The following is a 21,879-nucleotide window of genomic DNA, read 5'->3' on the forward strand; positions in this document are numbered from 1 at the left end:
GCAACGACATGTCCACGATGACCACCGCCTACCTGCGCGGCAGCGGCAACACCCGCTTCGGCCGCATCGAGGGCAGCAGCCCGCTGACGCTGATGGCCCAGGCCGCCGACGCCGCGCTGGCCGACGCCGGCCTGGCCCGGCGCGACATCGACGGCGTGCTGTGCGGCTACGCCACCACGCTGCCGCACCTGATGCTGGCCGACCGCTTCTGCGAGTACGCGGCGCTGACGCCGGCCTATGCCCACGGCATGGCCGCCGGCGGCGCCACCGGCGGCACCATGGCCATGCTGGCACGCGAGCTGGTGCGCGCCGGCCGCTGCCGCAATGTGCTGGTGGTGGCCGGCGAGAACCGCCTGACCGGCCAGAGCCGCGACCAGTCCATCCAGACGCTGGCGCAGGTGGGCGAGCCCGAGATGGAGGTGCCCAACGGTGCCTCGGTGCCCGCCTACTATGCGCTGCTGGCCTCGCGCTACCTGGCCGAGACCGGGCTGTGCGCGGACGATCTGGCCGAGTTCGCGGTGCTGATGCGCACGCATGCGGCCAGCCACCCGGACGCCCACCTGCGCGAGCCGCTGACGCTGGCCGAGGCGCGCGCGGCGCGCGCCATCGCCACGCCGCTGCGACTGTCCGACTGCTGCCCGATCTCGGACGGCGCGGTGGCGGTGGTGGTGTCGGCCGAGCCGGGCGCCGGCCGGCCGGTGCGCATCAGCGGCGCCGGCCAGGCCCACCGCCACCAGCACCTGTGCGCCATCGAGAGCGTGCTCGACACCGGCGCGGCGGATGCGGCCGGCCGCGCGCTGGCCGAGGCCGGCTGCCGCGTGGACCAGGTCGACTACCTGGCCATCTATGACTCCTTCACCATCACGCTGGCCCTGCTGCTGGAAGAGATCGGGCTGGCGGCGCGCGGCGGCGCGGCGGCACGGCTGCGCGCCGGCGACTTCGGCCGCGACGGCGCGCTGCCGCTCAATACGCACGGCGGCCTGCTCGCCTTCGGGCACTCCGGCGTGGCGGGCGGCCTGATGCACCTGGCCGAGGCCGGGCGCCAGCTCGCCGGCCGCGCTGGCGAGCGCCAGATCGCGCCGCGCCATCGCGCCCTCTTCCATGCCGATGGCGGCGTGCTGTCGGCCCACGTCAGCCTGGTGCTGGAGGCCGCATGAGAGGCACGTCCGCAGCGCAAGCCTGGCAAGGCATGGCACCACGGCAAGCAACGCCGCTCCGCACAGCAGAGGCAAGGACATGACGCAATCGACTGAACAGGCCGCCGGCCATCCCTACACCGCCGGCCTGGAGGCCGGCGAGCTGCGCTACCAGGCCTGTGCGGACTGCGGCGCCTGGCAACCGTTGCAGCGCCACGCCTGCCGCGCCTGCGGCAGCACGCGCCTCGGCTGGAAGGCGGCCAGCGGCCGCGCCACGGTGTACGCCGTGACCGAGGTGGCGCGCGCCCCCACCGAGGCCTTCCGCGCGCTGGCGCCCTACACCCTGGTGCTGGCCACGCTGGACGAAGGCCCGCGCGTGATGGGCCACGCTGCGCCGGGCGTCGTCATCGGCGAGCGCGTGCGCGCAGGTTTCCTGCGCCACGGCGAACAGACCCTGCTGCGCTTCCAGCGCGAGTAGGCGCCCCGCATCGGGCGGCGGCGCGGTGCGATGCCCGCGACGCCGCCGCGCGGGCCATGCCGCCCGCACCGGCGCCGGCACCGCCGGCGCACACCATGCCATGGAGATATGCGATGAAACCGAACTTCAAGAGTCGGCGGGCCGCGCTCGCCCTGCTGGCGGGCACGCTAGCCTCAACGCTGGTCCCGACGCTGGCCATGCTGGCCGCGCCGGGCGCGCTGGCCCAGTCCCGCTCCTGGCCCGCCCGGCCGCTGCGGCTGGTGGTGCCCTATCCGCCCGGCGGCCCCACCGACATCGTGGCCCGGCTGGTGGGCATGAAGCTGTCCGAGCGGCTAGGCCAGCCGCTGGTGGTGGAGAACCGGCCCGGCGCCGGCGGCAATCTCGGCGCCGAAGCGGTGGCGCGTGCCGCGCCCGACGGCTACACGCTGCTGGTGGCCACCACCGCGCACGCCATCAACATGACGCTGTTCCGCAAGCCCGGCTACCAGACACAGAGCGATTTCGCACCGGTATCACTGCTGACGCGCGGCCCGCTGGTGCTGGTGACCGCGCCGGCCACGCCGGCCAACAGCGTGGCCGAGCTGATCGCGCTGGCGCGCACACGGCCCGGCCAACTCAGCTTCGCCAGCTCGGGCAACGGCCAGTCGACCCACCTGGCGGCCGAACTGTTCGACAGCATGGCCGGCATCCGCATGACCCACGTGCCCTACAAGGGCAGTGCGCCGGCGCTGACCGACGTGATGAGCGGGCAGGCCACTGTGATGTTCGACACCATGCTGTCGGCGATGCCCTTCGTGCGCGACGGCAGGCTCAAGGCGCTGGCCATCACCGGCGCCAGCCGCTCGCCGGCCGCGCCGCAGTTGCCCACCATCGCACAGGCCGGCCTGCCCGGATACGAGGCCAGCGCCTGGAACGCGCTGCTGGCGCCGGCCGGCACGCCGCCCGAGGTGATCGACACGCTCAGCCAGGCACTCAAGACCGTGCTGGCGCAGCCCGAGGTGCGCGCACGCTTCGCCGCCCAGGGTTTCGCCGCCGAATGGACCGCCCCTGCCGATACCGCCCGTTTCCTTGGCGAGGAAATCGCCAAGTGGGGCAAGGTGGTCAAGAGTTCGGGCGCCACCATTGATTGATGCCGGCGCCGCCGCACTATCCGCCGCACTATCCCCATCCCGTCACGCCATGAAACCTGCTTCGATGTCCTCCTCCCTGCAAGCCCTGCTGACGCCGCGCTCGATCGCGGTGATCGGCGCCTCCGACAACATCCACAAGATCGGTGGCCGTCCCATCCACTACATGCGCGAGCATGGCTACGCCGGCACGCTCTATCCGGTTAACCCGCAGCGCGCCACCATCCAGGGCCTGCGGTCCTATCCCTCGCTCGATGCGCTGCCCGAGGCGCCCGAGCTGGCCATCATCGTGGTCAGCGGCGGCGCCGCCGTGGAGGCGGTGCGCGAGTGCGCGCGGCTGGGCGTGCAGGCGGCCATCGTGATCGCCTCCGGCTTCGGCGAGGCCGGCGAGGAAGGGCGCCGCCAGCAGCAGGAAATGGTGGACGCGGCGCGCGCCGCCGGCATGCGCCTGGTGGGCCCGAACAGCCAGGGGCTGGCCAATTTCGGCAGCGGCGCCATCGCCAGTTTCTCCACCATGTTCATCGAGGTCCCGCCGCAGGACGGGCCGGTTGCCGTGATCGGCCAGAGCGGCGGCATGGCGGCCATGGTCTATGGCCTGCTGCGCGCGCAGGGCATCGGCGTGCGCCATATGCATGCCACCGGCAACCAGGCGGATGTCACCGTCAGCGAGATGGCGCTGGCGGTGGCGCACGATCCCGAGGTGCGGCTGATCCTGCTGTACCTGGAAAGCCTGACCGATCCTGCCGTGCTGGCCAAGGCGGCCGCCGTCGCACGCCAGCGCGGGGTGCCGGTGGTGGCGGTCAAGTCCGGCCGCTCCCCGGCCGGCCAGCGCGCCGCGGCCTCGCATACAGGTGCCATCGCGAGCGAGGACCGGGCGGTATCGGCCTTCCTGGATCGCCACGGCATCTGGCGCGTCGATGATGCGCATGCGCTGGCACGCTGCGCCCCGCTCTACCTGCGCGGCTGGCAGGCGGCCGGCAACGGCCTGGTGGTGGTGAGCAACTCCGGCGCGAGCTGCGTGATCGCCGCCGACGCGGCGCAGCCCCTCGGCCTGCAGATGGCGCCGCTGGCCGCATCGACCCAGGCCGCGCTGGCGGAACGGCTGCCCGGCTTCGCCGCCACCGCCAACCCGATCGACGTCACCGCGGCGCTGCTGACCAACAGCGGCCTGTTCGGCGAGGTGCTGCCGCTGGCCGCGGCCGACCCCGCCACCGACCTGCTGCTGCTCGACATCCCGGTGGCCGGCATGGGCTACGACGTGCCGCGCTTCGCGCGCGATGCCGCGGCCTTTGCCGCCAGCGCCGGCAAGCCCATCGCGGTGGCGGCCTGGCAGGCGCCGGTGGCTGAGGCCTTCCGTGCCGAGAGCGTGCCGGTCTATGCGAGCGGACGCGAAGCGCTGGCGGCGCTGGCGCAGCTCGTGGGCCACCAGCGACGGCTGCGCGAGCTGGAGGCCGCGCCGCCACTGCTGGCTGCGGTGGCTGAGGCAACTACGGCGGCTGCGACGGGCCAATTGGGTGCAGCGGCCGGCCGCACCCTGAGCGAGGCCGCCAGCCTGGCCCGGCTGGCCGAGGCCGGCCTGCCGGTGGTGGCGCACCGGCTCTGCCGCAGCGAGGACGAAGCCGTCGCCGCCTGGCGCGCGCTGGGCGGCCCGGTGGCCGTCAAGGCCTGCTCGCCTGACGTGCCGCACAAGAGCGAACACGGCCTGGTGGCGCTGCGCCTGGACGACGCCGAATCCGTGGCGCGCGCCTTCCGCGCACAGACCGCCGCCCTCGCACGCCTCGGCGCCAACGCTGAAGGCGTGCTGGTGGCGCGCATGGCGGGCGGCGCGCACGAATGCATGGTCGGCGCGCACTGGGATCCGGTGTTCGGTCCGGTGCTGGTGGTGGGCGCGGGCGGCAAGTATGTCGAGGCGCTGCAGGACACCGCCGTCCTGCTCGCCCCTTGCCGCGAGGCCGACGTGGCGCGTGCCATCGCCGGGCTGCGCATCGCCCCGCTGCTGGCCGGCGTGCGCGGCGAAGCGGCGGCCGACGTGGCGGCCCTGTGTCGCGTGGCGGCAGGCGTCGGCGAGATGATGGCGCGCGGCGGCGGCGCGATCCGCGCGATCGATGTCAATCCGGTGATGGTGGACGCGCAGGGCGCTGTGATCGTCGATGCGCTGGTGGAAGTGGCGGGGTGATGGCCGGCACGGCCGCGTGCGCCGCAATGGGTAGACGCTCGCGCAGCACGCGCGCCTTCGTTGTGGCGAGTGCCTGCCCTCTCCCCCGACCCCTCTCCCGCAAGCGGGAGAGGGGAGCAAACCGGCGTGGCGCGATAGCCATCGCGCCAACCGAAACTGACAGGATGCGCCAACACTAATGGCCAAGCACAGTGTCTTGGCTCCCTCTCCTCTCATGGGGAGAGGGTTGGGGAGAGGGGTGGTTTAGCAAGGCGCCACATCCAAGCGAAGCCGCTGGTGTTGTCCAGCACACCAGCGCCAAAACAAAGCCGTCGGTATTGTCCAGCGCGTCGCCGCTCGCAAGCGCTGGCCCTCACCCCCAGCCCCTCTCCCGCAAGCGGGAGAGGGGAGCAAACCAGCGCGGCGCGAGACGCAGAGCACCAGCCGAAGCCGACAGAATGCACCAACACCGCTGGCCAAGCATAGTGCCTTGACCCCCTCTCCCCTCATGGGGAGAGGGTTGGGGTGAGGGGTGGTCTAGCAAGGCGCCACATCCAAGCGAAGCCGCCGGTGTTTCCAGCACACCAGCGCCAAGACAAAGCCAACGGTGTTATCCAGCACGTCGCCATTCGCCAGCGCCCACCTGCGCGGCCGTCAATACACGTCGCGCCGATACCTGCCGCTTTCCGCCAGTTGCGTCAGCGTGTAGTCCCCCAGTATCTCCGCCAACGCCGCCTGCACACCGGCAGCCATACCCTGCAGGCTGCCGCAGACATAGATGGCGGCGCCCGCCTCCACCCATTCGCGCAGCAGCGCGGCGTGAGCGCGCAGGGCGTCCTGCACATAGCGCTGCGGGCCGCCGTCGCGCGAGAAGACAAGGTCCAGGCGCTCGAGCGTACCGTCTGCCTGCCACGCCGTCAGCTCGTCCGCATACAGGCTGTCGTGTGCCGCCGTGCGTTCGCCGAACAGCAGCCAGTTGCGCTGGCGGCCGGCAGCCGCGCGGGCCTTCAGGTGGGAGCGCAGCCCGGCCAGCCCGGTGCCGTTGCCGATCAGCACCAGCGGTGTGCCTGCCTCGGGCGAATGGAAGGCGCGGTTGGCGCGCACGCGCAACGCGATGCGCGCGTCCGGCGGCGCGTGTTCGGTGAGCCAGCCGGAGGCCAGGCCGAGTCGGCCATCCGGATGCCGGGCCTGGCGCACCAGCAGTTCGAGCCGCCCGTCGGACGGCAGTGAGGCGATGGAGTACTCGCGGTGCGGCAGCGCTGGCAGCGTGTCCACCAGCCGCTGCGGCGACAGGCCGCGCATGGCATCGAACGCCGCAGCCGGCAGCGGCAGGCGCGTGGCCAGCGCCTCGGCCAGCGTCGTGTCCTCGCCATCGCAGCGCACGGCGGTGGCGCCGTCGAGGCTCAGACGCGCGAGCAGGTCCAGCACGTCGGCGCCGCGGTGGCAGGGTCCGATCTCGGCGATGTCGCCGGCCTGCCACGACAGCGTCGCCGGGTCTTCGGGCACGAGGGCCAGATGGAAGACGGGATCGCCCGGGCTGCCGGGATTGAGGTGGCGCCGTTCGGCCAGGCGCCAGCGGCCGTAGCGCGGGCGCTCCCAGTCGGCGATCTCCGCGCCGCCGCCCAGCGCCGACAGGTGGTTCTGCCAGTGGCGCAGCGCGCCGGCATCGCCGTTGTCGACCTCGACCATGTCGAACAGCGGCTGGGCCTGCTGCTTGTGCAGCCAGGCGGCCAGCGTGTGGCCGAAGCCGCAGAAGCGCGCGTAGCTGCGGTCGCCGAGCGCAAGGATGCCGTAGCGCAGTCGGGCCAGCGCGGCGTCGCCGGTGCCCGAGAGAAAGCGGCGCGTGAAGCCCGACGCGCTGTCGGGCGCGTCGCCTTCACCGGTGGTGCTGACCACGAAGAGCGCCTCGCGGCAGGCCGCCAGCGCGGCACCGTCGAGTTCGGCGAAGGACAGCAGCCGCACCGGCTGGCCGGCGCCGCGCAGCGCCTCTGCGGTCTGCTCGGCGAGCTGTTCCGCAAACCCTGCCTGGCTGGCATAGGCCACCAGCGTGTGCGCCTCGCTGTCGGCGGCTTCATCCAGCGCGCCGCGCGCGGTGGCGCGTGCCTGGGAGCGGGCGCGATGCCGGGCTGCAATCCAGCCGCAGAAGCCGGCATAGGCCAGCACCACGCCGCCGGCAACCACAGCGCGCGCCTCGCCCAGACAGGCCAGTGCGAGGCCGGCCGCGCCGGCCGCGGTGGCGGTCAGGGCCAGTGGCGAAGGCGGCGAAGGCGGATTCGGCTTCATGACAACATGGCCGCAAAGGCCGGGGAGAGACGCTCTTCGAAGCCGTCCGGCGTGCGCAGCAGAAAGCGCGCCGCCAGCGCCTGCCGCCGGGCGAAGGCCATGCCCGCCTCGGGCCCGAGCACGGTCAGCGCGGTCGACAGGGCATCAGCCTGCATGCACTCGGCATGCAGCACCGTGACAGAGGCCAGCGCGTGACTGGCCGGATAACCGGTGCGCGGGTCGAGCGTATGGGCATAGCGACGGCCGCCGCTGTCGAAATAGCGGCGGTAGTCGCCCGAGGTGGCCACCGACAGGCCGCACAGGGCGACCAGGGTGGCCTGGCCGGCGGCATCGACATCGACCTCCGCCGCGGGCGATTCCAGCTCCACCCACCAGGGCATGCCGTCGGGCTTGATGCCGGCGCCGCGCAGCTCTCCGCCGATCTCCACCAGGTGGTGAGGCAGGCCGAGCTCGGCCAGCTTGCGCGACACCGCGTCGACCGCGAAGCCCTTGGCGATCGCGCACAGGTCGAGCGAGACGCCGCCGGGCTGGTACATGCGGCGCGACTCGGCATCGAAGGCCAGGCGCTGCCAGCCGCAGCGCGCGCGCGCCCGTTCCACCTCGGGGACCGCAGGCGGCGCGCTGCGTCGCGGCGCGGGGCCGAAACCCCACAGGTCCACCAGCGGACCGGCGCTCGGGTCGTAGGCGCCACCGCTGTCGCGCGCTACCTGCAGCGCGCATTGCAGCACCGCGGCGGCGTCCGCTGGCAGTGCCTGCCAGGTGCCGGCCGCGGCGCGGTTGAAGCGGCCGATGTCGGAATCCTCGGCCCAGTTGCTCATCTGCGCGATCACGCCGTCGAGCACGGCCTCGATAGCCTTCTGCAGCGCGCCCGCGCCGGCGGCTAGCAAGGCGGGATCGGTGCCGGCCGGCGGCGGCGGCACTGCGGCCGTCACCGACCAGGTGGTGCCCATGGTCTCACCCTGCCAGCGCTGCAAGAGCGAGCCGGGAACGGGCGTGGGCGGCGGCGCGGAGCCGGCCAGCGAGAGGGGAACGAGGACGCGGTTCATCGGATCAGGGCGGCAGCGCCGGCGCACTCCCGCTGCATGGCTTACTGCGGCAGCACCTCGACCGTCACCGCGTAGCTCGCGCGGCGCGCCTTGGCCGGCGCAATGGTGACCTTGTCGTCGCGCACGTCGGCTTCCATCCAGTACATGCCGGCGGCCGGCCACTTGACGCTGAACTTGCCATCGGCGTCGGTGGTGGCGGCGATCTCGCGCAGCTGGTCGCGGTAGCGGATGCCGCCAGGCACCACCTCGACCTTCACGTTGGCGGCGGGCTTGCCGTCGAGCAGCAGGCGGAAGCTGGCGGCCTCGCCGGCGACCAGGTCGTTCGGATGGGTGATGGGCGCCAGCTCGAGGCCGCGGCCGGTGGGCTTGAGCGCATCGCTGCTGGGCTTGCCGGCGGTCACGAAGGTTTCGACTCTGCCCTCGGCCTGGGTCACCTGCAGGTCCTGCGCGTTGGCGGGCACTTCCTTGGCGAAGGCCTCGGCCGAGCCGCGCCAGCGCTTGGCCTGGCCATCCACCTTGTAGCTGGCGAACAGGCCGCTGTTGACCACCGCCACGCGGTAGGTGCCGGGCTTGGCCAGGCGCAGGTCGAAGGTGCTGCGATAGCGGCCGGTGGCGGCGTTCTCAGCCTTGGCGGCACCGCCGTCGGGCGCTGTCACCACCAGGTGGTCCAGGCGCATCGGCACGTGTTCGAAATAGAACAGGTCGTTGGAGACCGCGGCGTCCACGGTCACCCAGGGCTCGTTGCCGGACAGCACGGTGGCCGAGGGCAGCAGCCACTGGCGGTGGGCGTGGGCGGCCAGGGGCGCGAGCGCGGCGAGGGCCAGCACGGCCAGGCGCGTGGCCATGCCCTTGCGCGCCGATGTCACCGGCAAGGCCGGACGGGACGGATGGATGCGTGCGGAGATCTTCATCATCGTGCTCCTAGGGGTTGCGGCGGGATGCCTGCCCGGTTCAGGGTTTCAGTTCCAGTGCGACGGTGCCGAGCTCGTGCTCGCCCTTGGCCTTGGCCGACTGCGGCGCCTTGGGCGGCCAGCTGAAGGGCACGCGCAGCAGTTCGCGGCCGCCGACCTCACGCGCCGCCTCGACCACGAGTTGATAGTCGCCGGCAGGCAGGGTGCCCATCGGCGCCTTGCCATCCGCGAAGGTGAGCGCATGCTCACCCGGCGCGCGGGTGGCGCCCGAAATGCCGTCGGCCGGCATCTTCATGTCGCGCCCCGCCTTGCGCCACCACTGGCGCATGTCCTTGAGCCACTTGCTGCCTTCGCCGTCCTTGTGCTTGACGTCATACCAGACCGCCAGCGTGGCGGCGGGGCTCTGGTCGGCACGCTCCAGCCACATCGCCACGTAGGGCTTGTGGTACTCCGCCACGTTCAGGCGCGGAATCTCGACCTTGACGTTCATTTCCGCCGCCAGGGCGGGGCCTGCCAGCGGCACCGCGGCCAGGCCGCTCAGGGTGACGGTGAACAATCGACGCATATGCAAGACCTCGTCAGTGAATGAATAGGATGGCCAGCACGAGCGGCACCACCAGGCCCAGCCCGACCAGGGGCCAGGTGGCGACGCGGCCCCCGGCATGCAGCTTGAGCAAGAAGAGACCCGTGATGCAGAACACCAGGCAGGCGAAGGCGAATACGTCCAGGAACAGGCTCCATGCACGGCCGGCGTTGCGGCCCTTGTGCAGGTCGTTCAGGTAGGAGACCCAGCCACGCGAGGTCTTCTCGTACTGTGTCGCGCCGCCGTCCAGCGCCACGCTGACCCAGGCGTCGCCGCCGGGGCGCGGCAGCGCCACGTAGACTTCGCCGACTTCGCCCCCCTGCCACTCGGCCTCGCGCCCCGCGGCATCGATGCCGAGCGAGTCCGACAACCACGCCGCCAGCGCGGGCGGTACGGGCCCCTTGGGATCGCCGCTGCCCTGCCCTCGCTCCGGCGTGGCGGTCTTCAGCGCGGCCAGCACCGGCGCAGGAGCCGTGGCCTCGCGCGTTTCCACCTGTGGGCGCGCTTCGATCTGGCCGGCGTGGTTGAGCGTGAAACCGGTGACGGCAAACAGCATCATGCCGATCAGGCAGATCGCCGAGCTGATCCAGTGCCACTGGTGCAGGTGCTTGAGCCAGAACGCACGGCGCTGCGAAGCCGCGACCGGCTGGGATTCGGTCATGAAATTCCGTCGGATCGTGGCGCCGTTTCCGCCATCGCCGAAGCGGCCTTGGCGGGCCTTAGCGAGCCCTAGCGCGGCGATGCTCCGGCGTGCGGTGCCCTTGTCAGAACTGTCGGCCCGCCGCGGCGCGGGCCTTGCCGCCCGCATCGCCGCCACTCGGGCAATAGGCGGAAAGGATAATAGTTCTCATTTAAAAAGGCAATGCTAAGCAAGCCGCACAGGTATTACAGCGGCTTACAGGCGCAAGACGCCGCCGCCGCCGACGACGACGACGGCGGCATCACAGTGCAGCGGCGCGGCGGCAAGCGGCACGACATCGGCATTGCCCGCCATCGAGGAATGCACCTAGTCCTGCAGCGTCAAGTCTGGCGATAGCCCCGCCGTTATCTCGGAAATGTCCGGACATATTCATCAAAAACATAAGAAAGACAGGAGACGAGCAATGTTGGATGGCCTCAGCCTAAGAAAGAAACTGCTGTTGCCGCTGGTGCTGACCTGGCTCTGCCTGCTCGGCCTGACGCTGTTGGATGCCTGGCAGATGCGCGGGCTGCGCCTGGATGAGCGGCGCCTGGACCTGGTCCACGTGACGGATACGGCCGTCTCGGCAGTGGCCGAACTGGAGGCACAGGCGCGCGCCGGCAAGATCACGATGGAGGAAGCCAAGCAGCGTGCGCTGGAGCAGGTGCGCGCCCTGCGCTATGGCAGCGACGGCTATTTCACGCTGATGCATTCCGATGCCGTGGTCATGATGCATCCATTCAAGCCGGAGATGAACGGCAAGAACATGGAAGGGATGAAGGACCCCAAGGGGACCTACCTGTTCCGCGAAATCGCCGCCATCGGCCGGGGCGCAGGCAAGGGCTTCGTCGAGTATCAGTGGCCCAAGCCCGGCGCAGAAGCGGCGCAGCCCAAGCTCAGCTATGTGGCCAACTTCCGCCCCTGGGACTGGAACTTCATCGCCGGCGTCTATCTGGACGACATCGATGCCGCCTTCCGCCAGAGCGTGCTGAAATCGCTCGGCACACTGCTGGGCGTGGGCCTCCTGATGACGCTGGTCGTGCTGCGCATCGTCAAGAGCCTGCAGGGCCAGCTCGGCGGCGAGCCGGCCCAGACCTCGCGGATCGCCACGCGCATCGCCGGCGGCGACCTCGCCACGCCGGTGGACACCCTGCCCGGCGACCAGCGCAGCGTGCTCTTCGCCATGCAGCAGATGCAGCAGCGCCTGACCGGGGCGATCGGCGCCATCCGCGGCTCGGCCGACGCCATCGCGGGCGCTGCCAAGCAGATCGCAGCGGGCAACGCCGACCTGTCCTGCCGCAGCGAGCAGCAGGCGGCGTCGCTGCAGCAGACCGCCGCCAGCATGGAAGAGCTGACCGGAACGGTGCGCCAGAGCGCCGAGAACGCACGCCAGGCCAGCCGCCTGGCCGAAGGCGCCTCCGAGATCGCCGTGCGCGGCGGCGGCATCGTCACCCAGGTGGTCAGCACCATGGGCGAGATCAAGGAGGCCTCGGGCAAGGTAGTCGACATCATCGGCGTGATCGAAGGCATCGCCTTCCAGACCAACATCCTGGCGCTGAACGCGGCGGTGGAAGCCGCACGCGCCGGCGAGCAGGGCCGCGGCTTCGCCGTGGTGGCGGGCGAGGTGCGCAGCCTCGCGCAGCGCAGCGCCACGGCGGCCAAGGAGATCAAGGCCCTGATCGGCGACTCCGCGCAACGGGTGGAAGACGGCGCCGCGCTGGTGGAAAACGCCGGACGCGCGATGGAGGAGATCGTCGAGGCGGTCAAGCGCGTGACCGACCTGATGGGCGAGATGCGCGCCGCCACCGAGGAACAGAGCGGCGGCATCGAGCAGGTCAACCAGGCCGTGACGCAGATGGACCAGATGGCGCAGCAGAACGCCGCGCTGGTGGAGCAGGCCGCCTCCGCCGCGGCGTCGCTGGAAGAGCAGGCGCACGCGCTGCACCAGGCGGTGGGCGCGTTCCGGCTGGCCGCCTGAACGGCGCGCAACACCATGCGCGCCGCCGACCCGATGCCCTGCGTCCGGCGGCGCGCCGCTACAGGCGCAGCTCGGCCAGGATCTGCTCCGCAAGGAAATCGCAGGGTGGCCGGTTGGAGCCCACGCTGCGCGCCAGCACGATCTCCAGTTCAGGCAGGGCCGGCAGCCCGTGGGCGCGGCCGAGCTGCTGCAACTGCGGCGGCACCGCGCAACGCGCTGCCGGTGCCACCGCCAGGCCCGCCTCGACCATGCTGAACAAGCCCATCAGGCTGGGACTCTCGTAAGAGGTGCGGAAGCCGATGCCGGCACGCTCCAGCGCGCGGATGGCATTGGCCCGCGCCGTGCTGCCGACGCCGAACACCGCGATCGGCAGCGGCCGCTCCTTCCACACTTCCCTGCCGCCGGCCGCCGGCCCGGCCCAGACCATGGGTTCGAGCCGGATGAACTCGCCGCTCAGGCCCTTCATGCGCGTGACGCAGGCCAGGTCCAGCTTGTTGTCCTTGAGCAGCGGCGCCAGCGCGTGGCTGGGCAGGCCGATCACCTGGATCTCCACCTTGGGATAGCTGGCCGAGAACTTGCGCAGCACCGCGGGCAGCAGCGACGAGGCGTAGTCGTCCGGCACGCCGATCGTCACGCGGCCCTTCACCTCGGGGTGGACCATCGCCGCCCAGGCCTCGTCACGCAGCGCCAGCATGCGGCGCGCGTAGGCGATCAGCACCATCCCGTCCGGCGTGGGCGTGACATGGCGCGGGCCGCGCACGAACAGCGTCTTGCCGAGCGCATCCTCCAGCGCGCGGACCTGCATGCTCAGCGCCGACTGCGAACGGTGCACGAGCGCGGCGCCGCGCACGAAGCTGCCCGCATCGGCCACCGCCACCACCATCGCCAGCACATCGAGATCGAGAGACTTCATCGCGGCACCCCTGCTCCTTGCCATCCGGGATCTGCCATCAGGAAACCTGATAGAAACGATCAATATAACGCGTTTGCCTGAATGCAACGGCCTCCGCATACTGGCTGCGATCCCGATCGATCCCGATACCCGCCCCGTTCACGCACAAGGAGAGGCCGATGCGCGCCATGCCGCAGACCTATCAACAATTCAAGCAACTCGGCATGCGGCTTGACATGTCCCGCGGCAAGCCCGCGCCGGAACAGCTCGACCTGTCGCGCGCCCTGCTCGACGATGCCGCCGCGGCCGGCTACCTGTCGCGCGACGGCATCGACTGCCGCAACTACGGCCAGCCGCTGGGCCTGCCCGAAGCACGGGAACTGGGGGCCGCCTTGCTGGACGTGCCGCCGGCGCAGGTGGCGGCAGCCGGCAACTCCAGCCTGGAACTGATGCATGACGCGCTCGCCTTCGCCATGCTGCACGGCGTGGCGGGCGGCACGCCTTGGGTGCGCGGCGAGGCCGCCGTGCTGTGCCCGGTGCCGGGCTACGACCGCCACTTCGCCATCTGCGAGGCGCTCGGCATCCGCATGATCCCGGTGCCGATGCGTGCCGACGGCCCCCACATGGATGCGGTGGAAGAGATGGTGCGCGACATTCCCAGCATCAAGGGAATCTGGTGCATGCCGCTGTACAGCAACCCGAGCGGCGCCATCTACTCCGCCGAGGTGGTGCGCCGGCTGGCGTCGATGCCGGCCGCCGCGCCGGATTTCCGCCTGCTGTGGGACGATGCCTACCGCGTCCACCATCTGACGGAATCCGCTCACGCCACGCCGGACGTGCTCGCGGCCTGCGCGGCGGCAGGACATCCGGACCGGGCCCTGGTGTTCGCCTCGCTATCGAAGGTCACCATGGCGGGCGGCGGCATCGCCTTCTTCGCCGCCTCGCCGCGCAACCTGGCCTGGTGGCAGCAGTGCAATGCGGTGCGCACCATCGGTCCGGACAAGCTCAACCAGTTGCGCCACGTGCGGCTGCTGCGCGACCGCGCGGGCGTGGAGCGGCTGATGGCGGCCCACCGCGCACTGCTGCGGCCCAAGTTCGACGCGGTGCTGGCCGCCTTTGACGAGTTGTTGCACGGCGTGCCAGGGGTGAGCTGGAACGCTCCGGCCGGCGGCTACTTCATCAGCCTCTACACACCGCCGGGGCTGGCGGCGCGCACCGTCGCGCTGGCGGCCGAGGCCGGCCTGGCGCTGACGCCGGCAGGGGCCGCCTTCCCCTATGGACGCGACCCGCACGACAGCCACCTGCGTATCGCGCCCAGCTTCCCCGCGCTGGCGGACGTGGGGATGGCGGCCCGGGGCATTGCGCTGGCGCTGCGGCACGCGATCGAAACGCGCGATGCAGCGGCGGCGGTGGCCGTGGCGGCCTAGCAAGGCGCCACGCACAATCGAAGCCCTCGGTGTGATCCAGCACGCCAGGGCAAGACGAAGCCGAGAGAATGCGCCAACACCGCTGGCCAAGCATAGCGTCTTGATCCCCTCTCCCCTCATGGGGAGAGGGCCGGGGTGAGGGGTGGTCTAGCAAGGCGCCACAAGCAACGAAGCCGTCGGTGTGGTCCAGCACGCCAAGCCAAGACGAAGCCGATGGGGTGTGATTCAGCACATTGCCGCTTGCCAGCGCCCGCCCTCACCCCCGGCCCCTTTCCCACAGGCGAGAGAGGGGAGCGAACCGGCGCGACTGTGAGAGACTTCGCCCTGCGGGGCCGTCCCCGCCCTCCCCCTCCAGATAGTGCTCGACAGACACCGCCGCCCACACCGGAGACCCCGTCATGGCCGCACCCCAGCCCGCCCCCATCATCGAGGCCGACATCGCCGGCCTGCAGCAAGCGATGCAGGCAGGGCACCTCACCAGCGAGGCCGTCGTCGTGGCCAGCCTCGAACGCATCGACGCCATTGACCGGCGCGGCCCCTGCCTGAACGCGGTGATCGAAACCAATCCGGACGCCCTGGACATCGCAAGGGCCTGCGACGCGGAGCGGCGCGCGGGACTGACGCGCGGGCCGCTGCACGGCATCCCGGTGCTGCTCAAGGACAATATCGCCAGCGCGGACCGGATGGAGACGACAGCGGGGTCGCTGGCCCTGCTCGGCGCGCGCGCCCCGCGCGACGCCTTCCTGGTGCGCCGCCTGCGCGACGCAGGCGCCGTGATCCTCGGCAAGACCAATCTGTCCGAATGGGCGAACTGCCGCTCGCCGCGCGCCATTTCCGGCTGGAGCTCGCGCGGCGGCCTGACGCGCAACCCCTACGCCTTGGACCGCAGCGCCAGCGGCTCCAGCTCGGGGTCTGCCGTGGCGGTGGCCGCCAGCCTCGCCGTCGTGGCCGTCGGCACGGAAACCGATGGCTCCATCATTTCGCCGAGCTCGGTCAATGGCATCGTGGGCATCAAACCCACCGTCGGGCTGGTCAGCCGCGACGGCGTGATACCGGTCTCGCATTCGCTGGACACAGCTGGTCCGATGGCGCGCACCGTGGCAGACGCGGCCGCGCTGCTCAGCGTGCTGGCGGCTTGCGACCCGCGCGACCCGGCGACGCGCGATGCCGCTGTGCACGCGCAGGACTACACCCGCTGCCTGCACCGTGACGGCCTGCGGGGCAAGCGCCTGGGCGTGCTGCGCAACCACTTCGGCGGCCGCAATGACCTTGTTTCCACGCGCATCGCGCACGCGCTGACCGTGCTGCAGGAACAGGGCGCCACGCTCGTGGACCTGCCCGAGCTGCCGGGCGAGGCCAGTCTTGGCTCCCACGAGTCCGTCGTGCTGCGGCACGAACTCAAGGCCGGCCTGGCCGCCTACCTCGGCGAATTCGCCCCGGACTCGCCCCATCGGTCCCTCGCCGACATCGTGGCCTTCAACGAACGGCACCGCGAGCGCGTCATGCCGTATTTCGGCCAGGACTCGCTGAAACGCGCGTTGGATGCAGGGAGCCTCGACAGTGGGGTCTACCTCGATGCCTTGGCGAACTGCCGCCGGCTCGCGCGCGAGGAGGGCATCGACAAGGCCTTGCGGGAGCACCGCCTCGATGCGCTGGTCGCGCCCAGCGGCAGCCCGGCCTGGCTGACCGACTTCATCCGTGGCGACTTCTTCGGCAATGGCTTCTCAAGCGCCGCGGCAGTGGCAGGCTATCCGCATATCACCGTGCCCGCCGGCCTCGTGGGCGGGCTGCCATGCGGCCTCTCCTTCGCCGGCACGGCGTGGAGCGAACCGGAGCTGATTGCCATGGCCTATGCCTTCGAACAGGCCAGCCTGGCGCGGCGCCCGCCGGCCTTCGCGGCGAGCGCATCGCTACCCGCCATGCCTCGCTAACCAAGGGCCGCCGCGGCACGCACCGCCCAGACCGGTTATCCGCGCCGGGAATGGCAGGGTACGCGTGTTCCCGGCGGCCGGGCACATTGGGCGATCCATGACCTGACAAGAATATGCCACGCGGATATTCCGTCGCAATTGGCACGATCCGGTCGAAAATCGGTCAACTCATTTTCCATATCCGGCGTTGATTGGGAATGATGCCGATTTCGTCAATTCGGCATTGCCAGGGTTAAGCAGCGCTGTCGGTTCAGGCGAACATAATGGACGGCCGGGCATACCGGTCCGCCCGCCCGATCGAGTGTATTCACGGCTCGGGAGGTGCCGTCCTCGATGCAATCCGGCGGCGCAGGTCATAACATAAAAATGTGAAAGGACGGATATGGCAACTTACAAGGAATTGGTAGCGCAGCGAGATGCATTGGACGCTGCCATCGAGGAGGCGCGCAAGACCGAGGTCAGCGCTGTGATCGCTGAGATTCAGGGACTGATGGCGCAATATGGCCTGACCATCGACGACCTGGGGCCGCGCCGCGGCCGCCCGCGCGGCAGCAAGTCACCGTCAGTCGCGAAATATCGCAATCCGAAGACCGGCCAGACCTGGTCCGGACGCGGCCGTGCGCCGGCGTGGATCGGCAAGAACCGCGAGCGTTTCCTGATCGCGGAAGAATAAATCGAAAGGCGCGACGAAATAGCGCGCAAGCGGGACGCGGCCCCGACTCATGCACCGGGACGGTGCAATTGACGGTGGTCCATGGTGAAATCCACGCCCTACGGGAAAATGCCGACCATTGCGCAATGGTCGGCATTTTCTCCGGCACTTCCCCGCCGCGCCGGTGGACGCGTGCGCCAGGCGGCACCGTCCTTCCTGATTGGCCCCGCTAGCGGAGCGTGAAACTCCGCTCGCGCACCGCTTGCGAATCCAGCCCGATCTGCACCGTGAAGTCACCCGGCTCCGCCACATATTCAAGCCGGGTATTGAAGAACTTCAGCTTGTCCTCGTCGATGGTGAAATGCACCGTGCGTGACTCGCCCGCCTTGAGCAGAATCTTGCGGAAGTCCTTCAGTTCCTTGACCGGCCGTACCGCCGAGGCGGCCACATCATGCAGGTAAAGCTGGACCACGGCCTCGCCGTCGCGCTGCCCGGTGTTCTTCACCGTCACGCTGGCATCGATGCTGCTGCCGCGCGCCATCACGGGGCTCGACAGGGTGATGTCCGACACGCTGAATGCCGTATAGCTCAGTCCATAGCCGAATGGATATAGCGGGCCGGACGGCTCCTCGAAATACTGCGAGGTATAGTTCGCCGGCTTGCCCGGCGTGAACGGACGGCCCAGGCGCAGGTGGTTGTAATAGGTCGGAATCTGCCCGATCGAGCGCGGGAAGGAGACGGGCAGCTTGCCTGACGGGTTGTAGTCGCCGAACAGCACATCGGCAATGGCGTGCCCGCCTTCAGTGCCCGCATACCAGGTTTCCAGCAAGGCGTCCGCGTTCTCCTTCTCCCAGTTCAGCGTGAGCGGGCGACCGTTCATCAGCACCACCACCAGCGGCTTGCCGGTCGCCTTGAGCGCCTTGAGCAGCGCCGCCTGGCTTCCCGGCACTGACAGCCTGACGCGGCTGGAGGCCTCGTGCGACATGCCGCGCGACTCGCCCACCGCTGCGACGATGACATCGGCGCCACGCGCCACCTGGACCGCCTCGTCGATCATCTGCTGCGGCGAACGCTTGTCCTGCACGACTTCCGGCTTGTCCCAGTTGATGGAATTCAGGTAGTCGACCACGGCGGTATCGTCGGTCACGTTGGCGCCGCGCGCGTGGACCACCTTGCCCTGGTCGCCGATCACGTCGCGCACGCCCTGCAGCAGCGAGACCGATTGCCGCGCCTTGGCCGCCGCCGACCAGCTGCCCATCATATCGATGGGCGCGTCGGCCAGCGGGCCGATGATCGCGATGGTGCCGGCCTTCTTCAGTGGCAAGGTGTTGGCACGGTTCTCCAGCAGCACCAGCGAGCGGCGCGCGGCATCGCGCGCCTGCGCGCGATGCAGGCGGCCCTCGGCATCCACATCGGGCGGATCGTCCTTGGCCGCGCCGATGCGCCGGTACGGATCCTGGAACAGGCCCATGTCGTACTTGGCTCCCAGCACCTGGCGCACGGCAGCGTCGATGTCGCGCAGCGGCACCTCGCCCGATTTCACCAGCCCGGGCAGATGCTGCAGGTAGAGGGAATCATGCATGCTCATGTCGACGCCGGCCTCGATGGCCAGCTTCGCGGCCTCGCGGCCATCGCTGGCCACGCCGTGGCGCAGCAGTTCTTCGATGGCGCCGTGGTCGCTCACGGTGATGCCCTTGAAGCCCCACTCCTTGCGCAGCAGGTCCTGCAGCAGCCATTTGTTCGAAGTGGCCGGCACGCCGTTGATCGAGTTCAGCGCGACCATGACGCCGCCCGCGCCGGCATCGACGCCGGCCCGATACGGCGGCAGGTAGTCCTGGTACATGCGTATCGGGCTCATGTCGACCGTGTTGTAGTCACGCCCGCCTTCCACCGCTCCGTACAGCGCGAAGTGCTTGACCACCGCCATCACGCTGTCGGCATTGGCCGTCGAGGCGCCCTGGAAGCCCTGAACGCTGGCCCGCGCGCACTGCGAGACGAGATAGGGGTCTTCGCCGAAGCCTTCGGATGTGCGCCCCCAGCGCGGATCGCGCGAGATGTCGACCATCGGCGCAAACGTCATGTCGAGGCCGTCGGCGCTGGCCTCGATGGCGGAGGTGCGCGCGCTCTGCTCCACCACGCCCATGTCCCAGCTGGAGGCCAGCCCGAGGCTGATCGGGAAGGCCGTGCGGTGGCCGTGCACCACGTCGTAGGCGAAGAAGATGGGAATGCGCAGGCGGCTGTGCCTGGCCGCCGCGTCCTGCAGCGGCCGGTTGTCGGCGCGCGTGACCGAATTGAAGGTGCCGCCCACGCGGCCCGCGGCGATCTCCTTGAGCAACTGGGGCTGGGGCATGTCCGCGCCGATGCTGATCAGGCGCAGTTGTCCGATCTTCTCGTCCAGCGTCATCCGGCCCAGCAGGTCGGCGATGAAGGCATCCTTGTCGCCGACGGGCGCCGGCACCGTGCCGGCAAGCGCCGGCGCGCAAAACAGGCTGGCAGACAAGGCCAGCGAACAAAGCAGTCTCATCAGATCGTATTCTCAGGTGACGGCGACAAGTGATCCGCCCGCCCTCGCGCACGCCCTGTCTGCCGGCTGCCACCGCACACCCGGCAGGGTGCGCAGCGGCATGCGTTACTTTCTGCACTTTGCCCGCAGTTTACCGCCATTACACTAGTGGCTTGCCGCCGCGCGCGCCGCGGCCGCTGTTTTCAATCTGCTTTACTGGAGAGAATTGTGCTGCTTGCCGCCTTCACCACAACACTGCGTCCCAGGATACGCGCCGCCCTGCCGGCACTCATGTTCGCCCTGGCCATAGTGGGCAGCGCCCAGGCCCGCGCCTTCTCGCTGGATGATGTGCTGGCCCGCGCCAAGGCGCTGGCCGACAAGCCCTATGTGGCCCCGATCAGCAATCTGCCACCCGCCTTCAGCCAGATGCAGTTCGCCGACTACATCAAGATCCAGCCCCGCCGCGACAACCTGGAGTGGAAGGATCAGGGCACGCCCTTCCGGCTGGGCTTCTACCACCAGGGCATGCAGTTCAGCAGCCCGGTGCGCATCAACGAGATCGTGGGCGGCGCCGTCAACGAGATCCGCTATGACCCGGCGCGCTTCGACTTCGGCGACCTCAAGCTGGACAAGTCCGCCACCGACAAGCTCGGCTATGCGGGCTTCCGCGTGCTCTACCCGATCAACCGCAGCGACAAGCACGACGAGATCATGAGCGTGCTGGGTGCGAGCTACTTCCGCGTGGTGGGCAAGAACCAGGTCTTCGGGCTGTCCAGCCGCGGCCTGGCCATCAATACCGGGCTGCCCGTGGCCGAAGAATTCCCGGCCTTCCGCGAGTTCTGGATCGTGCGTCCCGCGCCGCAGGACAAGCACCTCGTCTTCTACGCGCTGCTCGACTCCCCGCACGCCACCGGCGCCTATCGCTTCGACCTCTACCCCGGCGAGGACACGCTTCTGAAGGTGCAGGCGCGCATCCTGATGCGCGGCCCGGTGACCAAGCTCGGCGTGGCACCGCTGACCAGTATGTTCCTGTTCGGGCCCAACCAGCAGCGTGACCCGTACAACTTCCGCCCGGCGCTGCACGACTCCAACGGCCTGGCCATCCACACCGGCAACGGCGAATGGTTGTGGCGGCCGCTGAACAACCCGCGCAAGCTTGCGATCAGCACCTTCCAGGTGACCAATCCGCGCGGCTTCGGCCTGCTGCAGCGCGGACGCGCGTTCTCCTCCTTTGAAGACCTGAAGGACCGCTACGACCTGCGCCCGAGCGCCTGGATCGAGCCGCAGGGCGACTGGGGCAAGGGCAAGGTGGAACTGGTCGAGATCCCCACGCCGGACGAGACCAACGACAATATCGTCGCCTTCTGGACGCCCGACCAGCTACCGCCCAAGGGCCAGCCGCTGCGGGCCGACTACACCATGCACTGGACCATGGACGAGCGCGCCCTGTTCGACCGCAACCTGGCTTGGGTCAAGCAGACGCTGCGCAGCGCGGGCGAAATCGTGCAGCCCAACCTGATCCGCCACCTGGACGGCAGCATCGGCCTGATCGTCGACTTCGAAGGCCCGGTGCTGGCCAACCTGCCGGCCGGCGCACCGGTGGACGTGCAGCTCAGCGTGAGCGACAACGCGGAGATCCTGGAAAAGTCCTTGCAACCCAATCCGATCATCAAGGGCTGGCGCACGAATCTGCGCATCAAGATCAAGGACCCGCAGAAGGCGGTGGAGATCCGCGAGGCCTTGGTTTCGGGCGGCAAGACGCTCAGCGAGACCTGGAGCTACCAGCTGCCGCCGTACTCGGTCGGTGAGCCGTAACAGGGACCGCAGGACCGCAGCCATCCCAACCCAGGCGGCCCCCTCTCGCGGCGCGGTGGTGACCCCGCCACCCTGCCCGCGATCCGGGTGAAGCCCCCCCATCCCGGACTGGTGGCCCCCGAACGGCCACCAGTCGCCCCGCTTGCCCCCCATTTTTTGGCCCATGCCCGCATCCCCTCATGCGAGGGGGCCAAACAGAATTCCCCGCCTTTTTCAATGTGATAAAAATGCTACGCATTTCATATTTATCCATTGCCGACAAAAAGATGACTGTCGCGCACAT

16 protein-coding genes are annotated in these 21,879 nt (G+C 70.0%); 9 read left to right on the forward strand and 7 right to left on the reverse strand.

Annotated elements, in window-relative coordinates:
* Positions 1-8 precede the first annotated feature (8 nt).
* The 4 genes from AC1Z3O_RS33700 (at position 9) to AC1Z3O_RS33715 (ending at position 4,917) form a co-directional block, all read left to right on the forward strand.
* On the forward strand, positions 9-1,157 hold the full coding sequence (locus AC1Z3O_RS33700; protein WP_483521464.1) for a thiolase family protein: 1,149 nt from the start codon (positions 9-11) through the stop codon (positions 1,155-1,157).
* A 79-nt stretch (positions 1,158-1,236) separates the two neighbouring features.
* Positions 1,237-1,614, forward strand: a complete 378-nt coding sequence (locus AC1Z3O_RS33705) for a Zn-ribbon domain-containing OB-fold protein (RefSeq protein ID WP_483521465.1) — start codon at positions 1,237-1,239, stop codon at positions 1,612-1,614.
* A gap of 113 nt (positions 1,615-1,727) precedes the next feature.
* Positions 1,728-2,744, forward strand: coding sequence for a tripartite tricarboxylate transporter substrate binding protein (locus AC1Z3O_RS33710; RefSeq protein ID WP_483521467.1), 1,017 nt, complete (start codon positions 1,728-1,730; stop codon positions 2,742-2,744).
* Between the two features lie 64 nt (positions 2,745-2,808).
* Complete coding sequence (locus AC1Z3O_RS33715; protein WP_483521469.1) at positions 2,809-4,917, forward strand: acetate--CoA ligase family protein; 2,109 nt, start codon at positions 2,809-2,811, stop codon at positions 4,915-4,917.
* 633 nt (positions 4,918-5,550) lie between these two features.
* Here AC1Z3O_RS33715 and AC1Z3O_RS33720 read toward each other — a convergent pair.
* The 5 genes from AC1Z3O_RS33720 to AC1Z3O_RS33740 all read right to left on the reverse strand — a co-directional run bounded on the left by AC1Z3O_RS33720 (position 5,551) and on the right by AC1Z3O_RS33740 (position 10,380).
* Positions 5,551-7,179 carry a flavodoxin domain-containing protein gene (locus AC1Z3O_RS33720; RefSeq protein WP_483521471.1) on the reverse strand — a complete coding sequence of 543 codons (1,629 nt, stop codon included), beginning with the start codon at positions 7,177-7,179 and terminating at the stop codon, positions 5,551-5,553.
* Positions 7,176-8,225 (reverse strand): FAD:protein FMN transferase, encoded by a 1,050-nt coding sequence (locus AC1Z3O_RS33725; RefSeq protein ID WP_483521472.1) that lies wholly within the window; start codon positions 8,223-8,225, stop codon positions 7,176-7,178. The genes AC1Z3O_RS33720 and AC1Z3O_RS33725 overlap by 4 nt, the downstream gene beginning before the upstream one ends.
* Positions 8,226-8,266: 41 nt before the next feature.
* Positions 8,267-9,070 (reverse strand): DUF4198 domain-containing protein, encoded by an 804-nt coding sequence (locus AC1Z3O_RS33730; protein WP_483522131.1) that lies wholly within the window; start codon positions 9,068-9,070, stop codon positions 8,267-8,269.
* 106 nt (positions 9,071-9,176) lie between these two features.
* Complete coding sequence (locus AC1Z3O_RS33735) at positions 9,177-9,701, reverse strand: DUF2271 domain-containing protein (protein ID WP_483521474.1); 525 nt, start codon at positions 9,699-9,701, stop codon at positions 9,177-9,179.
* A 13-nt stretch (positions 9,702-9,714) separates the two neighbouring features.
* Complete coding sequence (locus tag AC1Z3O_RS33740; protein WP_483521475.1) at positions 9,715-10,380, reverse strand: PepSY-associated TM helix domain-containing protein; 666 nt, start codon at positions 10,378-10,380, stop codon at positions 9,715-9,717.
* A 442-nt stretch (positions 10,381-10,822) separates the two neighbouring features.
* On the opposite strand from AC1Z3O_RS33740, the gene AC1Z3O_RS33745 reads away from it, so the two are divergent.
* Positions 10,823-12,376: a methyl-accepting chemotaxis protein gene (locus tag AC1Z3O_RS33745; protein WP_483521477.1), complete on the forward strand. Its 1,554-nt coding sequence runs from the start codon at positions 10,823-10,825 to the stop codon at positions 12,374-12,376.
* Positions 12,377-12,434: 58 nt separating this feature from the next.
* Here the strand turns inward: AC1Z3O_RS33745 and AC1Z3O_RS33750 are convergent, their stop codons facing one another.
* Positions 12,435-13,289, reverse strand: a complete 855-nt coding sequence (locus AC1Z3O_RS33750) for a LysR substrate-binding domain-containing protein (RefSeq protein WP_483521478.1) — start codon at positions 13,287-13,289, stop codon at positions 12,435-12,437.
* 167 nt (positions 13,290-13,456) lie between these two features.
* On the opposite strand from AC1Z3O_RS33750, the gene AC1Z3O_RS33755 reads away from it, so the two are divergent.
* From AC1Z3O_RS33755 to AC1Z3O_RS33765, 3 genes are all read left to right on the forward strand, one after another.
* On the forward strand, positions 13,457-14,695 hold the full coding sequence (locus AC1Z3O_RS33755; protein WP_483522132.1) for an aspartate aminotransferase type Ic: 1,239 nt from the start codon (positions 13,457-13,459) through the stop codon (positions 14,693-14,695).
* 398 nt (positions 14,696-15,093) lie between these two features.
* Entirely contained in the window at positions 15,094-16,626 is a 1,533-nt protein-coding gene (locus AC1Z3O_RS33760; RefSeq protein WP_483521479.1) for an amidase, read from the forward strand.
* A 382-nt stretch (positions 16,627-17,008) separates the two neighbouring features.
* Positions 17,009-17,299, forward strand: coding sequence for an H-NS histone family protein (locus AC1Z3O_RS33765; protein WP_483521481.1), 291 nt, complete (start codon positions 17,009-17,011; stop codon positions 17,297-17,299).
* Between the two features lie 208 nt (positions 17,300-17,507).
* Here AC1Z3O_RS33765 and bglX read toward each other — a convergent pair whose 3' ends face one another.
* Complete coding sequence (gene bglX, locus AC1Z3O_RS33770) at positions 17,508-19,802, reverse strand: beta-glucosidase BglX (protein ID WP_483521482.1); 2,295 nt, start codon at positions 19,800-19,802, stop codon at positions 17,508-17,510.
* A gap of 270 nt (positions 19,803-20,072) precedes the next feature.
* Here bglX and AC1Z3O_RS33775 point away from each other — a divergent pair, with 270 nt between their 5' ends.
* Entirely contained in the window at positions 20,073-21,596 is a 1,524-nt protein-coding gene (locus AC1Z3O_RS33775) for a glucan biosynthesis protein G (RefSeq protein WP_483522133.1), read from the forward strand.
* The last annotated feature ends 283 nt before the right edge of the window (positions 21,597-21,879 follow it).

The sequence above is a fragment of the Cupriavidus sp. 09_S30 genome (genome assembly GCF_056930435.1).